The 6121-nt window shown below is 70.8% G+C and carries 5 protein-coding genes; 4 read left to right on the top strand and 1 reads right to left on the bottom strand.

Features of this window, described 5'->3' with window-relative positions; translation table 11 throughout:
- Nucleotides 1–893, bottom strand: an 893-nt coding sequence (locus BFF77_RS31535; RefSeq protein ID WP_079125659.1) for a LacI family DNA-binding transcriptional regulator, incomplete at its 3' end; no start/stop codon positions are given.
- Nucleotides 894–1160: 267 nt separating this feature from the next.
- Between BFF77_RS31535 and BFF77_RS31530 the strand changes: the two genes are divergently transcribed.
- The 4 genes from BFF77_RS31530 (at nucleotide 1161) to BFF77_RS31515 (ending at nucleotide 6058) form a co-directional block, all read left to right on the top strand.
- On the top strand, nucleotides 1161–2495 hold the full coding sequence (locus BFF77_RS31530) for an ABC transporter substrate-binding protein (RefSeq protein ID WP_066956891.1): 1335 nt from the start codon (nucleotides 1161–1163) through the stop codon (nucleotides 2493–2495).
- 3 nt (nucleotides 2496–2498) lie between these two features.
- Nucleotides 2499–3593, top strand: a complete 1095-nt coding sequence (locus BFF77_RS31525) for a carbohydrate ABC transporter permease (RefSeq protein ID WP_066956888.1) — start codon at nucleotides 2499–2501, stop codon at nucleotides 3591–3593.
- An 11-nt stretch (nucleotides 3594–3604) separates the two neighbouring features.
- Nucleotides 3605–4525 (top strand): carbohydrate ABC transporter permease, encoded by a 921-nt coding sequence (locus BFF77_RS31520; RefSeq protein ID WP_066956885.1) that lies wholly within the window; start codon nucleotides 3605–3607, stop codon nucleotides 4523–4525.
- Between the two features lie 123 nt (nucleotides 4526–4648).
- Nucleotides 4649–6058 carry a GH1 family beta-glucosidase gene (locus BFF77_RS31515; RefSeq protein ID WP_066956883.1) on the top strand — a complete coding sequence of 470 codons (1410 nt, stop codon included), beginning with the start codon at nucleotides 4649–4651 and terminating at the stop codon, nucleotides 6056–6058.
- The last annotated feature ends 63 nt before the right edge of the window (nucleotides 6059–6121 follow it).

The raw sequence follows: 6121 nt of genomic DNA, 5'->3' as shown, positions 1-6121 counted from the left end.
GCGCCCGCGGCCATGACGTCGGAGGCGGCGAAGACCGCGTCCAGGTCCGGGCGGCGGGTGAGGAGTTCGCGCATGGCGCGGCGACCGCCGTCCTCGGTGAAGTCGGCCACCGCCGTCAGCCGCCCGTCCGGGGCCTGCCCGGCGTCCCTGAGGGCCCGGCGGTAGCCGTCGAGGCGGCAGGCCGCCCCGTAGACCTCCAGCCGGCCGGTGATGGTCGCGATGGTGCGGCGGCCACGGGCCAGGAGATGGGCGACGGCCGTACGGGCGCCCTCGGCGTTGTCGGAGTCGACCGCGGGCAGCGGTTCGGCCGCCGAGCGCCGGCCGCTGATGACCGTCGGGACACCGAGCTGGGTCAGCAGCTCCGGCAGCGGGTCGTCCGCGTGGACCGAGACCAGCAGCGCCCCGTCGGCGCGGTGCGCGGCCAGATACTGGGCGAGGCGCCGGCGTTCGCGGGCGCCGCCCGCGAAGGTCAGCAGCAGTTGCATCCCCGTCTCGGCGAGCGCCTCGCCGACACCGCTGACGATGTCGGAGAAGTACGGTTCGGCGAAGAACCGCGCCTCCGGCTCGGGCACCACCAGGGCGATCGCGTCGGCGCGGTTGGCGGCGAGGGCGCGGGCCGCGCGGTTCGGTACGTACCCCAGCTCGGCGACCGCCGCCTCGACCGCGGCCCTGGTCCGCTCGCTGACCCTCGGCGAACCGTTGATCACCCGCGAGACCGTCCCCCGGCCGACCCCGGCGCGCGCGGCCACCTCCTCCAGCGTGGGCAGCTTGCCGCCACGGCCCCGCGCCTGGTGGGCTTGAGGTGCCGCGGAGGGCTCCGGTGCCCTCCGTACGCGCCCCGGCTCCCCCGCTCCGTCCGCCCCCCGGACTCCAGGGGCCTTCCGAGACGCCATCCCTGCCTCCCCCGACGAATCCGCCACCCGACCCCCATGGCGCAACCCAACAAACGGATAAACGAGCCACCTCGCGCCGCCCGGTCCCTTGACACCCCCACGGGGACCGGCGACGCTTCAACACATCACACATGGGAGCGCTCCCACCGTACCTGACCCATATCGGCCCCGCACATATCCCGACCGCACCGGCCCACCCAACTGCCATGCTGTACAGAGCAGTTGGCCGGAGCCCGGCATGTCGGTGCGGTGCATTAGGAGGACGTCATGCGCACACGTACTCGCTCGTCCCGCCGGCTGGTGGTCCTCGCGGCCGTCGCCGCGCTGGGCACCGGAGTCCTGGCCGGCTGCGCGGAGGACACGGAGGATCCCTCCGGCAGCGCCTCGGGCGGAGGCGTCAGCGGCAAGGGCAAGACCACGATCACGGTGGGAGTCTTCGGGGCCTTCGGCCTCAAGGAGGCCGGGCTCTACGACCAGTACATGAAGCTCAACAAGGACGTGGTCATCAAGCAGACCTCGATCGAGCGCAACGAGAACTATTATCCGCAGCTCCTCACCCACCTCGGCAGCGGCAGCGGTCTCGCCGACGTCCAGGCCGTCGAGGTCAACAACATCGCGGAGATCACCGCCACCCAGGGCGACAAGCTCGTGGACCTGGGGAAGACCGAGGGCGTGCAGAAGGACAGCTTCCTGCCGTGGAAGTGGTCGCAGGCCACCACCACGGCCGGCAAGACCATCGCGCTCGGCACCGACATCGGCCCCGAGGGCATCTGTTACCGCAAGGACCTCTTCGCCGCCGCGGGCCTGCCCACCGACCGTGAGGCGGTCGGCAAGCTGTGGGCGGGCGACTGGAACAAGTACCTCGCCGCGGGGAAGCAGTTCAAGTCGAAGGCGCCCAAGGGCACGGCCTTCGTGGACTCGGCGAGCGGTGTGATGGCCGCCATCACCGGCAGCAACGCCAACCGGTTCTACGACAAGGACGGCAAGGTCATCTACAAGACCAACCCTGCCGTGCGCCAGGCCTGGGACACCGCGGCGGAGTTCGCGGGCTCGGGACTGACCGCCAAACTCCAGCAGTTCACCCCCGGCTGGGACCAGGGCTTCGCCAACGGCACCTTCGCCACCGTCTCCTGCCCGGCCTGGATGCTGGGCTACATCCAGGACAAGGGCGGTGAGGCGGGCAAGGGCAAGTGGGACGTGGCCGCCGCGCCCAAGCCCAGCAACTGGGGCGGCTCCTTCCTCGCCGTACCCGAAGCGAGCAAGAACAAAGAAGCCGCGGCCAAGCTCGTCGCCTGGCTGACCGCACCCGAACAGCAGGCCACGCTCTTCGCCGAGCGCGGCAGCTTCCCGAGCTCGCAGGCCGCGTACGCCCTGCCGGCGGTGTCCGGTGCCAAGCACGAGTACTTCGACAACGCGCCCATCGGTGAGATCTTCTCCGCGGCGGCCAAGGGCGTACCGGTCCAGATCGTCGGACCGAAGGATCTGATCATCGCGCAGAACCTGGCCGACATCGGCATGCTCCAGGTCGACCAGAAGGGCACGTCCTCCAAGGACGGCTGGAACGCCGCCGTGAAGGCGATCGACAACGCGCTGGACCAGTGACCGATGGCCAGTGACGCACGTGCCGCCGCGCCCTCCGAGGAGGAGGGCGCGGCCCCGGCGCCGGACGCACCCGCCACAAACGGCGGGAGCACCGGCCAAGACCACGACACGTACCGCGACGCACGGCACGCCCGACCCGGTGGCGCGCACCCCGGCGCGGGCCCCGACGCGCGCGAGGAGCGGCGCCGCGAGCGGCGCAGCCGCCGGTACCGCCGCGATGTGCGCTGGAGTCCCTACGCCTTCGTCGCCCCGTTCTTCGTCTTCTTCATGGCCTTCGGGCTCTTCCCGCTGCTCTACACCGGCTGGGCCTCGCTGCACCGCGTGGAGCTGACCGCGCCCACCGACATGGAATGGGTGGGACTGCGGAACTTCTCCCGCCTGCTCAGTGACGAGTTCTTCTGGAACGCGCTCCAGAACACCGTCACCATCGGGCTGATCTCCACGATCCCCCAGCTCCTGATCGCGCTGGGCATCGCGCATCTGCTCAACTACCGGCTGCGCGGCTCGATGTTCTTCCGTGTCGCCGTACTCACTCCGTACGCCACCTCGGTGGCCGCCGCGACGCTGGTCTTCGTCCTGCTCTTCGGCCGTGACTACGGAATGATCAACTGGCTGCTCGGTCAGATCGGCATCGGTGCCGTCGACTGGCAGAACGGCACCTGGACCTCCCAGCTCGCGGTCTCCACGATCGTCATCTGGCGCTGGACCGGCTACAACGCCCTGATCTATCTGGCGGCGATGCAGGCCATCCCCAACGATCTGTACGAGTCGGCGGCCCTGGACGGCGCCTCGCGCTGGCAGCAGTTCATCCATGTGACCGTGCCTTCGCTGCGGCCGACGATCCTGTTCACCTGTGTGGTCTCGACGATCGGCGCGACCCAGCTCTTCGGTGAACCGCTGCTCTTCAACGGCGGCGCGGGCGCGACGGGCGGGGCCGGCCACCAGTTCCAGACGCTCGGGCTCTATCTGTACGAACAGGGCTGGGTGAACCTCCATCTCGGCCGGGCCTCGGCGATCGCCTGGACGATGTTCCTGATCCTGCTGATCATCGGTGCGGTGAACTGGGTCATCGGCCGCCGTCTCCGCAAGAGCGCGTAGGGAGACCACTCATGTCGACGACGTCACAGACACTCACGGATCCGCGGACGCCCGGCCACGCCGAGGCGGGCCCGAGTCGGCGCGCCCGGCCGAGGAAGCGCGGCGCGGGCCGGCAGCTCCACGGCGGGCGGATCACCTACGCCGTACTGATCCTCTTCACCATCGGCTCGCTCTTCCCGCTGGTGTGGACGGCGGTCGCGGCCTCCCGCAACAACACCCGGCTCGCCCAGACGCCTCCGCCGTTCTGGTTCGGCGGAAACCTCTTCAAGAATCTGGAGATCGCCTGGACCGACGCCAACATGGGCACGGCCCTGCTCAACACGACCGTGGTCGCGGGCGCGATCGCGGCGGGCACCGTGCTCTTCTCCACCCTCGCCGGCTTCGCCTTCGCCAAACTGCGTTTCCGGTTCCAGAACCTGCTTCTGCTGCTGGTGATCGGCACGATGATGGTGCCGCCGCAGCTCAGTGTCGTACCGCTGTACATGCTGATCGCCGAGCTGTCCTGGACCGACCAGCTCCAGTCCGTCATCCTGCCCACCCTGGTGAGCGCCTTCGGCGTGTTCTTCATGCGGCAGTACCTGATCGGGGCGCTGCCCACCGAACTGATCGAGGCGGCCCGGGTGGACGGCGCGAGCAGTTGGCGGGTGGTGTGGCACGTGGTCTTCCCCGCCGCGCGGCCCGCGATGGCCGTGCTGGGGATGCTGACCTTCGTGATGGCCTGGAACGACTTCTTCTGGCCGATCATCGCACTGACGCAGAACGGCAATCCGACCGTGCAGGTGGCGCTGACCGGGCTCGGCCGGGGCTACATCCCCGACCAGTCGGTGATCATGGCGGGCGCGCTGCTGGGCACGCTGCCGCTGCTGCTCGCCTTCGTGATCTTCGGCAGGCATATCGTCGGCGGCATCATGCAGGGCGCGGTCAAGGGCTGAGCGGTACCGCCCGCGCACTCCCCGCGCGCCCCCACTCGTACGGACGGGCGCCCCCGTACCTCTCGTCCGTCACCGCCCACCGCTCACTCCACCCCTCACACCTACGGCAACGGGAGCTGTTCCATGTCCGACACCTTTCCGCCCGGCTTCCTGTGGGGCACCGCCACCGCCGCGTACCAGATCGAGGGCGCGGCCCGGGAGAACGGCCGCACTCCGTCCATCTGGGACACCTTCAGCCACACGCCCGGCAAGGTCGCGCGGGGCGACACCGGCGACATCGCGGTGGATCACTTCCACCGCAGGGCCGAGGACGTCCGGCTGATGGCGGACCTGGGCGTGAACGCGTACCGCTTCTCGGTCTCCTGGCCGCGTGTCCAGCCCACCGGGCGCGGTCCCGCCATACAGCGCGGTCTCGACTTCTACCGCGCGCTGGTCGACGATCTGCTCGGCCACGGCATCGAGCCCGTCCTCACGCTCTACCACTGGGATCTGCCGCAGGAGCTGGAGGCGGCGGGCGGCTGGCCCGAGCGTGAGACGGCGTACCGCTTCGCGGAGTACGCCCGCTCCGTCGGCGAGGCGCTCGGCGACCGGGTGCAGCGCTGGACCACCCTGAACGAGCCCTGGTGCAGCGCCTTCCTGGGCTACGCGTCCGGCGTGCACGCCCCGGGCCGTACGGACCCGGCGGCGGCGCTGCGCGCGGCGCACCATCTCAATCTCGGCCACGGGCTGGCCGGGCAGGTGCTGCGCTCCGTGCTCCCGGCGGACGCCCGGCTCTCGGTGAGCCTCAACCCGTCGGCCGTGCGGGCCCGTACGCAGTCGCCCGCGGACCTGGACGCGCGGCGCCGTATCGACGCGCTCGCGAACCGGATCTTCACCGGCCCGATGCTGAACGGCGCCTACCCCGAGGACCTCTTCGCGGACACCGCGCGCATCACCGACTGGTCCTTCGTCCACGCCGCGGACCTGGCCACGATCCGCCGGCCGCTGGACTCGCTGGGCATCAACTACTACGCGCCGGCGGTCGTCTCGGCCGCCACCGACGAGTTCGCCGGGCGCCACGACGGGCACGGCGAGAGCGAGCACTCCCCCTGGCCCGGCGCCGACTCCGTCGCCTTCCACCAGCCGCCCGGTGAACTCACCGAGATGGGCTGGTCGGTGGATCCGAGCGGGCTGTACGACCTGCTGATGCGCTACACGCGCGAGGCGCCGGGGCTGCCGCTGATGGTCACCGAGAACGGCGCGGCCTACGCGGACAGGCCCGGTGCGGACGGCACGGTCCACGACCCGGACCGGATCCGCTATCTGCACGGCCATCTCGCGGCGGTCCGGCGGGCGATCGACGACGGCGCCGATGTCCGCGGCTACTTCCTCTGGTCGCTGCTGGACAATTTCGAGTGGGCCTACGGGTACGGCAAGCGCTTCGGCGCGGTGCACGTGGACTACGAGACCCAGCGCCGTACGCCGAAGTCGAGCGCGCTCTGGTACGCCAGGCTGGCCGGCACGGGCGTCCTGCCGGAGGTCCCGGTCGGCTGAGACGGGCCACGGGCCCCGGCCGGATGCGGTGTGGGGGGTCGGTCCGGCCGGGGCCCGTGGCCC

The sequence above is a fragment of the Streptomyces lushanensis genome, assembly GCF_001700515.1.
Classification (GTDB): Bacteria; Actinomycetota; Actinomycetes; order Streptomycetales; family Streptomycetaceae; genus Streptomyces; species Streptomyces lushanensis.
The sequence above is the reverse complement of the archived record's forward strand: the minus strand, read 5'-3'. Positions and strand labels throughout refer to the sequence as shown.